Genomic DNA, 13,745 nt, shown 5'->3' with positions numbered 1-13,745 from the left:
GTTTTGTTTAAAGATGGAGGAATTGAAATGAGTGCAAAGATTCCAGAGACGATGGATGAAGTTAAAAACTTGTGGGATGAGCTCAAAAAAGAAGGCAAGGACATTACACTTGATGAGTTGATCAAAAGTAACGTCCAGGATTTAACCCAAGCCTACCTGGATTCAGCTGAAGAGGGTCACTATGACTCGGCTAAGTTGGTTAATGATCAAACCATTGCGTTTGTTAGCATCACCGGGAGAACGATTGGAAAGTATGTTACCAAGGGAACCAGCCTGGTTGATGACTTTAAAAATAACTCTTTAAAGCTAGAGTTAGACCTAGAAGCGGCTGCAAATAAAGTCGCAAATAAATAATTTACTTGCAATTTACTGTGTTTATCGATAGCATAGTATTTGTTAAGCGCCCTTAGTGTAATGGATAGCACATGAGATTTCGGTCCTCATGATCCGAGTTCGACTCTCGGGGGGCGCATTTATATTAGTTTCAAAGCATTGATATAACAGCATTTAAAAACAAGTTGGTCTCTATTTGGCTTCAGTTAATAGGAAGGGCTGACAAAATTCTTAAAACTGGTATACTTATTTAACGGAGATTAAGTCGCAAAGAAGCCTCACTACTTTTGGGTAGTGGGGCTTCTTTTGTATTTAAACTTGTATTTTATGTGTGCGTAATTTTTTATCACCAAACGCCAAAAATGTTTGTTTTCCCAAATGGTGGTAAACTTTTCATGAATTAACTTTAGGAGGTAAATTTATGAGTGAAAGTGTAGTAATCTTTGGTGTTGGAAAGGGCTTTGGCTTTTCCATTGCCAAGAAATTTGGTGAAGCAGGCAAGACTCCAATTTTAGTAGCCCGGAACGCTAATCAATTGAAACAGTTTGTAAAAGATTTGAGTAACGATGGCATTAAAGCTGATTTCATTGTCGCAGATGTAACCGATCCTACTCAGGTAACCAATGTCTTTAGTAAGGTCAAAATGGCTTATGGAATTCCAGAGACCATGGTTTATAACGTTGGTGATAAAACTTTGGATACACCATTTTCATTGCCATTGGATCAAATTAAAGGAATTTATGACACCAATGTTTTTGGTGCCATTACAACAACACGACAATTCGTTGGTCTTTCAGATGATTCTAAGTTGAATCGGAATATTTTAATCACTGGTGGTGGAGCAGCTTTTCATCCCACGAAGGATAACGTCACTTTAGCGGCTACCAAGGCAGCTTTAAGTGATTACGCATTTTCACTTCATGATGCAGTTGAAGATGATAATATTTACGTTGGTTTGATTACCATTCAAGGGCTTTCTGGTAGTAGTGAAGAGATGCAACCAGACAACGTTGCTAAAGTCTATGTAAAGGCTGCTCAGGATCGTTCTGAAAGGGAAATTAAGTATCCAACAAAACCGTCTGATTTTTAGGAAATCGAGGCATTAAAATGGCAGATAAAGACGCACTTCTAATTATTGACTATACTAATGATTTTGTGGATGATCAGGGATCTCTGACCGCTGGTGAGCCAGCTCAGAAACTTGATCAGTCCATTGTTGATTTGGCTGAAAAATTTAAAGATGACAATCAATTCGTGATTTTTCCAACTGATGTGCATAAAAAGGACGATCCATACAGTCCCGAAACCAAGCTTTATCCAACTCACAACGTGCGGGAAACCTGGGGTCGTCAGTTGTATGGAAACGTTGGAAAGTGGTTTGATAAGAACCAAGATTTGGATAATGTTTGGCAAATGGATAAAACCAGATACAGTGCGTTTGCTGGGACGGATCTCGATCTTAGACTCAGAGAACGAAACGTGAAAACGTTGCATTTGGTGGGTGTCTGCACCGACATTTGTGTTTTACACACCGCGATTGCTGGATATAATTTAGATTACAACTTGGTCATTCATCAGAGCGGAGTGGCAACCTTCTCTGATTTGGGACAGAAATTTGCGATGGATCACTTCAAGAATGTTCTGGGCGCAAAGATTGTTGATTAAAATTGTCATACTGATTTTTAAAGTATATACTAAAAATAATTGAACAATTGTATGAGGGGGTGCCATTTGGCTGAGATTATACCCATTGAACTTGAACTGGTTAATACCTGCGAAAGGAATCGTGCGTATCTTTAATTAAAAATGTAATTAAGGGCTCCTCATCATTGATGAGGAGCCTTTTTGTATTGGGGATGTTAGTAATTGAGAAAAGTAAAGTTTACCGATGAATTAATAGAAAACTCAACAGAAATAATGGATCAGATCATGGATTGTGATTATGTTGAGGGGATTAAGGTTGGAGAAGTTCCGAAATCTGCACTTATCAGATACGTTCAACAAGACGAAATGTATCTGAATGGTTATGCTGATCAATTTCAACAAATAAAAAAAGAGACAATGGATTTAAAATTGCAAAAGTTTTTAGTAATTTGTGTTAACGGAATTAGAGATGAGCATACACCACATGATGTCATGATGAGAGTTATAGACATTACCGGCAAGCAGGTTCAAAGAGTTCCCATGCTTTCAGTTACAAAAAATTATGTTAAAAGTATGCATAATGCCGTTAATACCAAGTCAATTTTGATTGGACTGTGTGCACTTGCTCCGTGTATTTGGACTTATTATGTGATTGCTTATCAGTTAAATAAAAGTGATTGTAGAAATAATCCTTTTAATGATTGGATCAAATTTTATTTGGATCCCAGTGAAATGAAAAGTGTTTTTTACTTTATTAATCAACTGGCGGAAATTCATCCTGACGAAAGAGGGAGGGCTAATATGGTATTTCAAAGTAGCTGTCAATATGAGTTGGATTTTTGGAATACGATGTATGACGCTTAAAGTCATGAGAGGGAGATATTATGAGTAATGAAATTAAACAATATCCAGAAGCATTAACAATCGCAGGAACAGATTCTGGCGGTGGCGCAGGGATGGAATCAGATATAAAAACCATGCAAGCATGTCAAGTATCCAGTACCAACGTGGTTGTTGGTATAACTGCTCAGAATACCATTGGGGTTCAGGATACTTATCCACTTCCTGAGAAAATTATTAATGAACAATTTGCTTCTATCTGTGACGATTTTGACATTAAAGCAACTAAAACTGGGGCATTATTTGATGAAAGACATGTTCAATTAGTGGCGGATAACATTAAGAAGTATAAATTAGGTCAAATTGTAGTTGATCCTGTTATGGTAGCTAAGGGAGGTTCAATTCTACTTGAAGAAAGTGCCATTGAAACTTTGATTAATGAATTGATCCCACTAGCCGATTTAGTAACACCAAACTTGCCTGAAGCAGAGAAAATTACGAATCAATCGATCGAATCAGATGAAGAAGTTAAAAAAGCCGCTCGAAATATCCAGATTGCTGGTGCTAAGAATGTCATGATTAAAGGCGGCCATGGTACTAACAAGATCGTAAAAGACTATGTTCTTTTAGAAGATGGTTCTGATTTTTGGTTAACTGTCAATCGAATTGATACGGTTAGAACCCATGGGACTGGAGATACGCTTTCTTCGGCAATTGTTTCAGCATTAGCACGTGGTGAAAAAATGGAATCCGCTATCCGTTTTGGAAAAAATTATTTGGATAAAATTATTAGGAATCCACTGATCATTGGTCATGGTCATGGGCCGTTAAATCATGGAATGTGGGAGTAATTAACATGCAGTTTAATAAGGAAGTACTTCAAATTTATTTGGTAGCTGGAACTCAAAATTTTGCTGGCTCTGACGCTGAATTCGTAAATCATATTGAGCAAGCTTTAAGTAATGGAGTAACAGCTCTCCAATATCGTGAAAAAGGTCCAGGATCATTAACTGGTCAGAGAAAAATTGAAATGGGTAAAAAGCTCCGTAAAATTACTACCAAGCATCACGTCCCATTAATTGTTGATGATGATGTGAATTTGGCAAATGAAATTAATGCGGATGGAATCCACGTTGGTCAGAGTGATGAAAGTGTTCAAAAGATAATTCACGATAATCCAAATTTAATAGTGGGGTTATCGATTAGTACCGAAAGTGAGTTAGAGTACAGTAAGCCACTTATTGGAATTAATTATTTGGGAATTGGTCCAATTTTTCCTACTATTAGTAAAGCAGATGCTAAACCTCCAATTGGTATTAATGGCTTAGTACAATTGCAAAATCAGGTTTCACTACCTGTGGTCGCAATTGGCGGTATTAATACTAGTAACTGCCAGTCGATTTATCAGGCTTCGAAGGCTGGAATTGCTGTAATTTCCGTAATCATGGATAGTAAAAATGTAAAAGAGACAATCGATGAATTAGAAAGGAAATAAGAATATGACATCAATTTTAGAAGAAATTCGTAGAGAGAATCCAGTTGTCTTAGATATTCCTAATATGGTAACCCCACAAAAAGTAGCTGATGCAATTAGTTATGTTGGCGGTTCGCCAATTATGTGTGATTCTTCAAACGAAGGTCGTGACTTAGTGGCCACTGCGAACAGTTTGGTCTTGAACCTAGGAACGATGAATGATGATAACGTAAAATTGGATATTATCGCTGGTCAAGCGGCTAATAATCGTAACTTACCCGTTATTGTTGATCCAGTGGCGGTCAGTGCTTCGGAACTAAGAACGGAAGTTTTCAAGAAAATAAGTAACGAGGTCAATATTGATATTTTGCGGGGTAATGTTGGTGAGATTGCTTTTACGGCTGGAATAGATTGGGGAACTCGTGGAATCGATGCAGATGATGGAAATGGTGATCGTGTTCAAGTTGCCAAGATGGCTGCCAAACAGTTCCATTCAATTGTGGTGATTTCAGGGGTTGATGATGTGATTTCTGATGGTTCAGAAACATACGTGGTTCACAATGGCAGTAAAGAATTAGCCATTAACGTGGGTTCTGGAGACGTGTTGGATGGTGTCCTTGGAGTTGTCGCTGCTCATCATCGTGGCATTCATGCCGTTGCACTTGGAACTGCCATTGTCAGTGTGGCAGGTGAGTTAGCGGAAAGGAACTATCCGGCTGACCCAGCATCATTTGAAATGGAGTTCTTTAATAACTTATACAAATTGGATGATCATCAACTTTCTGATGAAATTAGAATTGAAAAGATTAATAACTAAAATAAAAAAAGATCGATTTAAAGTCGATCTTTTTGTTTGGGTTAATTTTAACGACGTCGGTGTCTTAAAAAGGTAAAGAAATGAAGCAGAATGGCGAGTAGGACGTAGAAAATCACAACGAATGCAACGTAGAAGAGCCAGAATTCTCCGTTGAATTTCAGTCCAAAAACCAGTCCTTCGATTACCATTGTAACCAGTGACATCACAGCGATCATGCCAAATAATTCAATATAACGTTTCAAAGTACTATCATCCTTTCGCGGTTTGTTAGCAATTTTTTGTCCCCATCGTTTACATAGCTCAAGTTTCTTGGGATTAGGAATCCCCTTACTTCCCCAAGTGTGGGTACCAATGACTTCGCCAAGCTTGATCAAACCAGCTGACGTCATAATTTTATCAATGGTTCGAAAGGTTTGATCGGTAATTCCGGTAAAGAGATTTTGAAATGAAGACAAAAAGCAGGTGGTTAAGCTTAAGTAATGTTTATTTTTGAACTTGCCCGGGAGAGTGTCTCCAATACTGTTCATTTTAACCATGCGGTGACGCATGCAGTCAAATAGGTTTTTGGTAACCCCGGATAGATCGGCGAAGTAAGTGGGTGAGGCGATGATCCACACATCGGCTGCTTCCATCTTCTTTTCAATCATATCAAGCGTTGGGTTAGGGTGTCTTAAATTATCGGGTTTGATGTCATAGTCTTGAAGAAATAGGGTTTCAACTTCGGCGTCCTTTGGGAGACCCGAGATAACCGCGTTCAAGTATTTGGCCGTCAAACCATCCTTACTCTGTGATCCTAAAAATGCTAAATAACGCAAATTTATGACCTCCTTTGAAATTAATTGATACTTACCTATTCATGGTATATTTTTGTGAAAATAATATCAATTAAAAATCCCATTTTCAACTTTTGCTGAAAATGGGATGCAATAAATCATAATTAAAATGTGCGAGCATGGCGTGCGTGTCTGCCCACGGGTCTTTGTCTTTTAGGAAGATCTTTAACGACCTGGGTAAAGGCATAGATAAACGGAGCAAACATATATGCATTGGTAAGCTGGGTTTCAATAATTCCCTGAACTGCCAAAGCAATCAGGATTACACAAAGAAAGTAGTTATTGTCTTGTTTGGCCTTGTAAGCACTTCCGATGAATAACGCTAGGAGAAGCATTAGACCAATGAAGCCAGCGCTTAGAAGGATAAATAAGAAGGTATTATCGACCCATAAGTTCGATCGTGCTCCCAGTAGTGGAAGATTTTGACCGATAATCTTTGGTGAATAGAAATACTGGATGACGGTTAATTGTTGACCAGGACGTCCTGATAACGTGCTATTTAGAGTGTTAAAGAGCGGTAGTGATGAACCCCAAGCTACCATTCCAATTCCAATAACAAAGGTTAATGAGACGATCACCCAAGTGACTTTGGGTAGCCAACGAACGATTCTTTTAGAGTAACTCAGTCCAAATCCGAGGATCAGGACAGCTCCGGCAACCATAAATCCACGTGATCCCGTCAGATAAGCAATCACTAGATAAACAACCAAAAGAAGAGCGTAAATCAAATACGTAAAGTGCTTTCGGATGTTCTGCAATAGTAAGAGGGCGGAACAAAGGATACTTAAAATAAACCCACTTAGAACATTTGGATGAGTAAATCCAATGGCATAACGTGTGGAAGTCCCCCGGGTAAATGAAATTGCATTCTGTGATGGGAAAACATGGAAGATCAAGAAGGCGAAGATGACCACTAAAATAATGAGTTTAGTGGCTAGGTCGATTGTTGCAAAGGCATTTTCGCTTAAAAGATCGGCATTTGCCATAAACAGGAACAGTAGGAAAAGAGTACTAGTAATCACATTGAGCTTTAGAAAATAGGATAGGACAAAGATAATTAGCATCAGGCCGATTACTGACCACTGTTTTAAGCCGTGTCTTCTGGTTAGTAACAACACAATTTGAACGAAGATAACAATCAGGGTCACAATTCCCGCAATTTTCCATTGTAAGAAACTTTTAGCTGAGTATACGTTATTGAATTGACTGTTCAAAAGAATTACTGACGATGCCAGAAATACTATGTAACTCAGCACGTAAACGTACTGATATAAACGATTTTTAAGGGTTAAAAACATTAATTATTCTCCCATTAGTTGTCAAATTTATCGGTAAAGAAATATTCAGCAATAATTTTGACGATCGACGGATTCTCATGAAGCATGGTGTGTTGAGCCTGTGAGCTGTTTCCATGGTATACGTAAAGTTTATAATTCTTGACGTGTCCGGTAACTAATCCCTTCATTGGGATCTCACTCTTCATAGTAACTTCACCATCGGTTCCGGAATGGTTCATATCTCCGACCAAGTTCATGATTTGGAGATTTTTAGGTAAGTTTTTAACATCAGGATCGTTTGGAGCATAGTTAGTAGCGAGTGAGATGAATTTATTTACTGTTGGTACTTCCTTTAGGTTAGGATAGTGTGCCAAGTAGTAATAAATGATGTTTCCACCCGAAGAATGCCCAATCATGTTGACAGAACGAATGTTGTACTTGGTATACAAGTAATGCATAACCTTAGGCATTTGAGTTGATTGGAAATAAGGACGATGGTTTTCTTGGAAAACGATTTGAACGGTGGGGTTATCAGCACCGATCTTATGAAATTGCTTGGTTGTTTTAACCGTTCCATCTTTTTTGACGTACAGTTGCAGAGTCTTAGTGGCTAAGTGATAACGGTTTAGAGTATCAACCATGTAGCCAGTGGTGATGTTGTTTCCACCTAACCCAGGAATGAATACAGTAGCGGTTTTGCTTTGATTAACGTCTAACTTACCGAGAAAACTACCATGATTATTCCAATAATAATATCCACCGCCAGCAAATATAGCCACTACAATAACGACAAAGAGGGCGATGAATGATTTGGTGTGTTTTCTTTTTTTGATGTGCATTGTAAACATTCCTTTTAATTAATTTAAATTTATATACTAGCAGTTAACATCATATAACAATTAGAGTGATTCAGCTAGGCGAACTAAATGATTTCTTCGGATAATGGGCAAGAAAAAATAGCTAAGTGTAAGGGCTTAGCTATTCTTCCTTAAATAATTGTTAATTATTTGATTGGGGTGTTCTTCATGTCAGTTCTGACGATGATAACATCACAACCAGCATGCGAATTGACGTATCCAGTGACTGAACCTTCTAGCATTCGATACAGCCGACCTTTACCGGTTGCACCCATCATGATGAGGTCAGTTTGGTGGTCGCGTGGGAACTCATAAGTGATAACTTCTCTAGGACTTCCAAAACGAGCATGAATATGAATATCTTCAATCCCAGTTTTATCCTTGATCTTGTTAACTAAATCTTTTAAATAGGTAAGTTCATCGTTAACGATTTGAGTAATGACACTACCGTCAACGACGCCGAGACTGTACCCATAGTTTGTGGTGTTGATGACGTTTAAGACGTCAACTCGACCTTTATTTCTTTGTGCTACAGCGGCAGCCTTGTATAAAGCAGCTTCTGCTTCTTTTGATCCATCAACTGGTACTAAAACGTGTTTGTATCCATTTAGCATTATGAAGCCCTCCGTTTTAATTTTTTACTGGTAAAATTTGTTCCGCACTAGCAACAATATGACCTGACATTTTTTGCTTAAGTTCGTTAAGCCAAAATCCATCAGATAAGTTTAATTTTTGGTCCAAAGCGTATACGTGCAACTGATAGTCATGCGGCTTATCAGGAGGGGTTGGACCAACATAATGTTGATTTAATTTAGGATTAGTAACATTGACTAGTCCGCCAGCCAAGCTGTTCTTTCCAAGAGTCATGTTAATTGAACGGTCTTGACTCGCATTTTCTGGGATCTCAGATACATCGGGGTCGATATTAGCAGCGACCCAGTGAATGTAGGTGAAACCACAAACAGGAATTGAATCGTCATCTAGTAGCATCACTACTAGTGACTTAGCATCACTTGGCACATCTGAAATCTTGATTGGAAATGAAATGACGGGATGTCCGTCTAACATTTCATCTGGTTGAGCATGCTTCGTGTATTTATCAGGTAAAAATCCATTTTGAAGTGGAGTATTAATTTTCATAATAGTACCTCCTATACAGTTCATTATACCAAAATCATCAGAATATAAAAAAATAAGGAACTATAAATAGTTCCTTATTTGACGAATTGTAAGGTATAGAATCCCTGACCATTCCGCTCAATCGTGAAGTTAGAGTAACCAGCTGCTAACCAACTTTTTTGAGTTGCACGTGCATAATTTTTGGCGTCTTGCACCGAATCAAATGTTTTAGGGGTCGCAAACATTGAATTTGAATCATTTGCTGAATTGTTTTCATTAGAATTATTTGCATTTGATGCTTGCGATCTATTTTGACTAGTGGATGCTTGATTTTGACTTACCGAAGATGCACTTTGGTTAGGTAATTGTTCTGCCCTATTAAAGTTTTTTGCTTTTTTCTCTGATCGAATAGCTTTGCTACTCTGTTGACTTGTGGAAGGAACACTTAGTTGTTTCAATCCATTGCCACTCGTCAGAAGGTGAATTCCAAAGACTAGTAGAATAACGATTGCTACTAAACCTAGGACCCACGGCCACGCCTTAAAGGTTTTCTTTTGATGTCTTGGGTCGTTAGTGGCATTAAAGTCATAACGTTCATATCTCGAATCTGGATCTTGATTATTCATAAGAATCCCTCCATCCATTTCAAGAAAAACAAGATGCATTACGTATTATAACAAAATTCTTATGCTTTTGCAGTAGATTAACTAATCGTCAACCTGATCATCTTCGACTTGTTCGTTAACGCTTTTGGCGTTAAGCATGTTGCCAGTACGTTGATAACTAAAGACACCCCAGTAGAAGAATACCAAGGAAACCACAATAATTACAATGAAATCATATGGATAATGAATCCAGTTTTGGCCACCAAATGGAGTTGATCCAATGTATGAGAATGCTGCCATAAAGATGAGGTATACAACCATCCAGGCTCCACCACGGAATTTAGTGAGCGTATCTTTCCAACCGTTCTTATTTTCATAGAAGAAGTAGAATGGTAAACCAAGCATAATAACGATGATAACCTCAACGGTAGTAGGCCACATTGCCCAGTAAATTGCTAAACTAGCAAGAACGAAGGCTAATGGTGCCATGATTCCAGCGAAACTAATTTTAACTGGACGTTTGAAATGAGGTGCGTGAAGACGTAATGATCCCAATGTGACGGGTCCAGTAAGGTAGGCAATCATCGTGGAAGTGGCAATTACACTAGCCAAGACAGCCCAGTTTCTGAATACTGAGACCAAGATACAACTGACAATCCAGTTGACAATCATGGCGATTCTGGGCGTTCCCCATTTTTTGTTAATTTTTCCTAGGAACTTAGGCATATGACCATTTTCAGTCATTGCGGCCAAAGTCCGACTAGTTGAGGCAACAAATGAAACTCCGGTTCCAAATGGTGAAACGAAAGCATCAATGTATAATAGGATGACTAACCAGTTCAAGTTCAGCATAATGGCAAGATCAGCAAATGGTGAACTAAAGTTAATGCCATTCCATCCGTGTTTGGCTAAAGTTCCAGGATCAATTACACCAATAAAGGTAAATTGAAGCATAACGTAAATTACGATACTGATTAGAAGCGAAATGACGATTCCACGCCAAATGTTCTTCTTCGGGTTTTCAATTTCGTCACCAACGTTAATAACCGTTTGAAAGGCATTATATGAGAAGATAATACCGGATACGGTAGTAGCCGTAAAGATTGGAGCAGTCCCGTATGGGAAGAAGCCACCAGTAGCTACATTATTAAAGTTTTGTGAATGGAAACCAGAAGCAAGTAACATAATAATAGTAAGAACTGGAACCACAATCTTAAAGATTGAAGTTAGCGTAGTGAAACGTGTCAGTAAATTAACTGACCAGTAGTTCAACAGGGTAAACACGAGGATAAAGATAAATACAATGAATAATCCTTCGGTGGTCACGGTTCCGTTTGCGTAGAATCCGTGAGTCCAACTTGCCCATTTCCATGGCCATGAGCTCATGTATTGAACGGCAGCCACTGCTTCAATTGGCAGTAAGGTTACCAGTGAAACCCAGTTTGACCACGATGCGATGAATCCGAGGAGGGGACCATGGGTGTATTGAGCGTATTTACTCATTCCCCCACTTTCGGGGAACATTGTGCCTAATTCTATGTAATTAAACGCGATCGCGCCAATTACAACCGCACCAATGACCCACGAAATAATGGCCGCTGGTCCTGCGGTTTTGGCACCTTCCCAGGATCCAAACAGCCATCCTGAACCGATGATTGAGCTTAACGCTAACATCGTAACGCTAAAAAGACTCATCTTCGGTTTTGCAACTTTTTGCTTTGAATTGTTTTCTGAATTTTTTGTTTTCATAAATATCCTTTCTTTTTGCGTATTCGACGAATATAACAAAAATGATTATGGTTGTAAAATTAAAAAAGGCTAACTCGCGGGGGTTTTGATGATGTTGTATTCTCTTTCATTCCTATCGTTGGTACTCTCTAATCTCAATCAAATTTTTATCAGGATCATTAATGAAAAGGGAATTCATTTTGCCGTTGTGTCCTTGACTTTCAAGTGGACCTGCTATGATGGTAACAAAATAATTAGCAAGGTGGGATTGAATGGAGGCAAGCGGATCCCTTACAACCACACTAAAACTGGTAGAACCAGGATTAGGGTGGGCTGGTTTGACGTTGTCATCATTAGCGGTGACACAAACGAGTCGTTGGTGACCAAGCTGAAATTCAATTCGAGATTCAGTTTCGATCACAACGGGTAAATCTAGAACTTCGTGATAAAAGCGCATCGATTTTTCGATGTCATTTACTGATAAGGTGATGTGATCAATATCTTTGATTTTCATAGGTACTCTTCTTTCATAAAAATGTACCTATAATTATACCACTCAAATTGACATAATTGACGTTGATTACGGTTCGGTGTTACGGTATTAGTTATGAAATAATGGAGGGAAATATATAATGGCGTTATTAAGTGTATCGAATCTAAGCATGAGTTTTGCTGATAAAGACCTCTACTCAGATGCTACATTTCAGCTAAATAAGGGTGAGCACATGGGAATTGTGGGCCAAAACGGAGTTGGGAAATCAACTTTGATTAAAATTTTGACCAATAAGCAACTTCCTCTAACTGGTGACATCAAATGGCAAAAGGGAACCAAAGTTGGTTACCTGGATCAATACGTTAATATTCCGAAGGGAATGACGTTAATTGATTTCTTACACACCGCCTTTTCTGACCTCTATAATATGAATCAGCATATGAGTGATTTATACATGAAATATGCCGACAATATGGATGAAAAATTACTTGAACAGGCTGGTCGAATCCAAGAACAGCTTGAATCGCGGAACTTTTATGATATTGATACGGAAGTTGAGCAGGTAATTAATGGCTTAGGTCTTGACGATATTGGTAGAGATCAGACCATTTCAGAAATGAGTGGTGGACAACGTTCGAAGATTATTTTAGCTAAATTAATTCTGGAACATCCAGATGTGATTTTGCTTGATGAACCGACGAACTACTTGGATACTGCTCACATTAATTGGTTGGAAGATTATTTAAATAGTTTTGACGGGGCAGCAATGATTATTTCCCATGATTACGATTTCTTGGAAAAAGTCACCAACTGCATTGTCAACGTTGCTTTTGGGAAAGTTACTAAGTATCGTGGTGACTTTAAGTCAGCGATGCGACAAAAAGACGAAAAAGAAATGACCCAGCAACGGGAATATGAAAAGCAACAAGAGGAAATCTCAAAGGCCAAGACCTTCATTCAGAAGAACAAGGCCGGTAGTCATTCTAATATGGCGAAGTCAAGAGAAAAAATGTTGAAACGCATGAATGTCATTGAGCCACCTTCAAGTAACATTCAAGCTTCGTTCAAATTCCCTTATGCTGACACTGGTTCACAGAATGCTTTGGTAGTAGATCAACTTTCAGTTGGATACGATCGCCCATTACTTCGGCCCGTTACTTTCTCGGTTAATACTGACCAAAAAGTTGGACTACAAGGATTTAACGGAGTTGGAAAGTCAACTTTGATTAAGTCCATTCTGGGCCAGATTCCGGCAAAGGGTGGTGAGGCTGACTTTTCACCATCCGCTAAGGTTAATTACTTTAGTCAGGATTTGGTTTGGCCTAACCGCAAGATGACGCCACTTCAGATCATTCAGGATAAGTATCCTAAGTTAACCCAGAAGGAGATTCGATCTCAATTAGGGCGTTGTGGACTTGATGCCGCTAATGCCATGAAGCCGATTGGTGAACTTTCTGGTGGGGAACAGACGAAGGTGAAGTTAGCTCTGATGGAATTTGTTCCAAGCAACTTCTTAATCATGGATGAACCTACGAATCATTTGGACGATGAAACCAAGAATGCTTTAAAGCAGGCCATTATCAAGTTTCCTGGAAATGCCATCATCGTTAGTCATGAAGCGAGTTTCTATGATGGACTGGTTGATAAAACCATTGATGTGGAAAAGTTAAGTTTAACGAAAAAATAATAACAAAAAAGACACTTCATAAAATGAAGTGTCTTTTT

General features: G+C 38.6%; 16 protein-coding genes, 1 tRNA gene and 1 riboswitch. Of the genes, 9 read left to right on the top strand and 8 right to left on the bottom strand.

Going from position 1 to position 13,745, the window contains the following annotated elements; genetic code table 11:
- Positions 1 to 27 precede the first annotated feature (27 nt).
- The 8 genes from AC6UD2_RS00770 to thiM all read left to right on the top strand — a co-directional run bounded on the left by AC6UD2_RS00770 (position 28) and on the right by thiM (position 5,108).
- Positions 28 to 354: a hypothetical protein gene (locus AC6UD2_RS00770; RefSeq protein WP_010022617.1), complete on the top strand. Its 327-nt coding sequence runs from the start codon at positions 28 to 30 to the stop codon at positions 352 to 354.
- Positions 355 to 400: 46 nt separating this feature from the next.
- Positions 401 to 472: transfer RNA gene (locus AC6UD2_RS00765), tRNA-Arg, on the top strand.
- Positions 473 to 754: 282 nt separating this feature from the next.
- Complete coding sequence (locus AC6UD2_RS00760) at positions 755 to 1,423, top strand: SDR family NAD(P)-dependent oxidoreductase (protein WP_500697695.1); 669 nt, start codon at positions 755 to 757, stop codon at positions 1,421 to 1,423.
- Positions 1,424 to 1,440: 17 nt separating this feature from the next.
- A complete protein-coding gene (locus AC6UD2_RS00755) occupies positions 1,441 to 1,998 on the top strand; it encodes a cysteine hydrolase family protein (RefSeq protein WP_500697694.1) in 558 nt (185 codons plus the stop codon).
- A 45-nt stretch (positions 1,999 to 2,043) separates the two neighbouring features.
- Positions 2,044 to 2,134: riboswitch (TPP riboswitch) on the top strand.
- A 65-nt stretch (positions 2,135 to 2,199) separates the two neighbouring features.
- Complete coding sequence (locus tag AC6UD2_RS00750) at positions 2,200 to 2,841, top strand: TenA family protein (protein ID WP_500697693.1); 642 nt, start codon at positions 2,200 to 2,202, stop codon at positions 2,839 to 2,841.
- A gap of 20 nt (positions 2,842 to 2,861) precedes the next feature.
- Positions 2,862 to 3,668 carry a bifunctional hydroxymethylpyrimidine kinase/phosphomethylpyrimidine kinase gene (thiD, locus tag AC6UD2_RS00745; RefSeq protein ID WP_500697692.1) on the top strand — a complete coding sequence of 269 codons (807 nt, stop codon included), beginning with the start codon at positions 2,862 to 2,864 and terminating at the stop codon, positions 3,666 to 3,668.
- Between the two features lie 5 nt (positions 3,669 to 3,673).
- On the top strand, positions 3,674 to 4,312 hold the full coding sequence (gene thiE / locus AC6UD2_RS00740; RefSeq protein WP_500697691.1) for a thiamine phosphate synthase: 639 nt from the start codon (positions 3,674 to 3,676) through the stop codon (positions 4,310 to 4,312).
- Between the two features lie 4 nt (positions 4,313 to 4,316).
- A complete protein-coding gene (thiM, locus tag AC6UD2_RS00735) occupies positions 4,317 to 5,108 on the top strand; it encodes a hydroxyethylthiazole kinase (protein WP_500697690.1) in 792 nt (263 codons plus the stop codon).
- Positions 5,109 to 5,155: 47 nt separating this feature from the next.
- Here the strand turns inward: thiM and AC6UD2_RS00730 are convergent, their stop codons facing one another.
- The 8 genes from AC6UD2_RS00730 to AC6UD2_RS00695 all read right to left on the bottom strand — a co-directional run bounded on the left by AC6UD2_RS00730 (position 5,156) and on the right by AC6UD2_RS00695 (position 12,041).
- Positions 5,156 to 5,923, bottom strand: coding sequence for a flavodoxin family protein (locus AC6UD2_RS00730; RefSeq protein WP_500697689.1), 768 nt, complete (start codon positions 5,921 to 5,923; stop codon positions 5,156 to 5,158).
- 122 nt (positions 5,924 to 6,045) lie between these two features.
- Entirely contained in the window at positions 6,046 to 7,239 is a 1,194-nt protein-coding gene (locus tag AC6UD2_RS00725) for an O-antigen ligase family protein (RefSeq protein WP_500697688.1), read from the bottom strand.
- 14 nt (positions 7,240 to 7,253) lie between these two features.
- Positions 7,254 to 8,057, bottom strand: coding sequence for an alpha/beta fold hydrolase (locus tag AC6UD2_RS00720; RefSeq protein WP_010022632.1), 804 nt, complete (start codon positions 8,055 to 8,057; stop codon positions 7,254 to 7,256).
- A 164-nt stretch (positions 8,058 to 8,221) separates the two neighbouring features.
- Positions 8,222 to 8,689, bottom strand: a complete 468-nt coding sequence (locus tag AC6UD2_RS00715; RefSeq protein ID WP_010022633.1) for a universal stress protein — start codon at positions 8,687 to 8,689, stop codon at positions 8,222 to 8,224.
- A 16-nt stretch (positions 8,690 to 8,705) separates the two neighbouring features.
- Entirely contained in the window at positions 8,706 to 9,215 is a 510-nt protein-coding gene (locus AC6UD2_RS00710; RefSeq protein ID WP_010022634.1) for a YbhB/YbcL family Raf kinase inhibitor-like protein, read from the bottom strand.
- Between the two features lie 74 nt (positions 9,216 to 9,289).
- A complete protein-coding gene (locus AC6UD2_RS00705; RefSeq protein ID WP_500697687.1) occupies positions 9,290 to 9,820 on the bottom strand; it encodes a hypothetical protein in 531 nt (176 codons plus the stop codon).
- An 81-nt stretch (positions 9,821 to 9,901) separates the two neighbouring features.
- A complete protein-coding gene (locus tag AC6UD2_RS00700) occupies positions 9,902 to 11,548 on the bottom strand; it encodes an APC family permease (RefSeq protein ID WP_500697686.1) in 1,647 nt (548 codons plus the stop codon).
- 112 nt (positions 11,549 to 11,660) lie between these two features.
- Positions 11,661 to 12,041: a VOC family protein gene (locus AC6UD2_RS00695; protein ID WP_500697685.1), complete on the bottom strand. Its 381-nt coding sequence runs from the start codon at positions 12,039 to 12,041 to the stop codon at positions 11,661 to 11,663.
- Between the two features lie 118 nt (positions 12,042 to 12,159).
- Here AC6UD2_RS00695 and AC6UD2_RS00690 point away from each other — a divergent pair, with 118 nt between their 5' ends.
- Entirely contained in the window at positions 12,160 to 13,707 is a 1,548-nt protein-coding gene (locus AC6UD2_RS00690) for an ABC-F family ATP-binding cassette domain-containing protein (protein WP_010022640.1), read from the top strand.
- The last annotated feature ends 38 nt before the right edge of the window (positions 13,708 to 13,745 follow it).

The sequence above is a fragment of the Fructilactobacillus sp. X2R5C2 genome, assembly GCF_059901375.1.
This window is presented reverse-complemented; position numbering and strand designations above follow the sequence as displayed.

Excerpts from the sequence above, each read along its gene's own strand:
- AC6UD2_RS00700 (WP_500697686.1), bottom strand. The coding sequence starts at position 11,548 with ATGAAAACAAAAAATTCAGAAAACAATTCAAAGCAAAAAGTTGCAAAA.
- AC6UD2_RS00725 (WP_500697688.1), bottom strand. The coding sequence starts at position 7,239 with ATGTTTTTAACCCTTAAAAATCGTTTATATCAGTACGTTTACGTGCTG.
- AC6UD2_RS00710 (WP_010022634.1), bottom strand. The coding sequence starts at position 9,215 with ATGAAAATTAATACTCCACTTCAAAATGGATTTTTACCTGATAAATAC.
- thiM (WP_500697690.1), top strand. The coding sequence starts at position 4,317 with ATGACATCAATTTTAGAAGAAATTCGTAGAGAGAATCCAGTTGTCTTA.
- AC6UD2_RS00760 (WP_500697695.1), top strand. The coding sequence starts at position 755 with ATGAGTGAAAGTGTAGTAATCTTTGGTGTTGGAAAGGGCTTTGGCTTT.
- AC6UD2_RS00715 (WP_010022633.1), bottom strand. The coding sequence starts at position 8,689 with ATGCTAAATGGATACAAACACGTTTTAGTACCAGTTGATGGATCAAAA.
- thiE (WP_500697691.1), top strand. The coding sequence starts at position 3,674 with ATGCAGTTTAATAAGGAAGTACTTCAAATTTATTTGGTAGCTGGAACT.
- AC6UD2_RS00690 (WP_010022640.1), top strand. The coding sequence starts at position 12,160 with ATGGCGTTATTAAGTGTATCGAATCTAAGCATGAGTTTTGCTGATAAA.
- AC6UD2_RS00705 (WP_500697687.1), bottom strand. The coding sequence starts at position 9,820 with ATGAATAATCAAGATCCAGATTCGAGATATGAACGTTATGACTTTAAT.
- thiD (WP_500697692.1), top strand. The coding sequence starts at position 2,862 with ATGAGTAATGAAATTAAACAATATCCAGAAGCATTAACAATCGCAGGA.
- AC6UD2_RS00770 (WP_010022617.1), top strand. The coding sequence starts at position 28 with ATGAGTGCAAAGATTCCAGAGACGATGGATGAAGTTAAAAACTTGTGG.
- AC6UD2_RS00720 (WP_010022632.1), bottom strand. The coding sequence starts at position 8,057 with ATGCACATCAAAAAAAGAAAACACACCAAATCATTCATCGCCCTCTTT.
- AC6UD2_RS00755 (WP_500697694.1), top strand. The coding sequence starts at position 1,441 with ATGGCAGATAAAGACGCACTTCTAATTATTGACTATACTAATGATTTT.
- AC6UD2_RS00695 (WP_500697685.1), bottom strand. The coding sequence starts at position 12,041 with ATGAAAATCAAAGATATTGATCACATCACCTTATCAGTAAATGACATC.